The sequence below is a fragment of the Polycladomyces zharkentensis genome (genome assembly GCF_016938855.1).
GTDB classification, from domain to species: Bacteria; Bacillota; Bacilli; order Thermoactinomycetales; family JIR-001; genus Polycladomyces; species Polycladomyces zharkentensis.
In genome coordinates, this window is sequence record NZ_JAFHAP010000012.1 from 433 (window position 1) to 747 (window position 315).

Here is a 315-nt window from a genome sequence, read left to right on the forward strand (position 1 = left end):
CATACACGCCATCTCGCTCCCAATACCATCCAGTCACATCACATCCAAAACGGGGCCGTCTCCCGGGAGCACCTCGCCGATCAATCCGTCGACACTGCCAAAATCGCACCACAGGCCGTGGTTTCCGATCATCTCGCACCCGAATCCGTCTCCGATTCCCACATCCAGGATCAAGCTGTCCATACACGCCATCTCGCTCCAGATACTGTTCAATCCCTTCACATTCGGGATGAAGCAGTTGGTCGGGATCAACTCGCCGATCAATCCGTCACGACATCCAAAATAGCACCGCAAGCCGTGGTTTCCGATCATCTC

The 315-nt window shown here is 55.2% G+C and carries 1 protein-coding gene; it reads right to left on the reverse strand.

Annotated features, from left to right (window positions below; translation table 11 throughout):
* Window positions 1-33 precede the first annotated feature (33 nt).
* On the reverse strand, window positions 34-315 hold a 282-nt coding region (locus JQC72_RS13350), incomplete at its 5' end, for a hypothetical protein (RefSeq protein ID WP_205496516.1).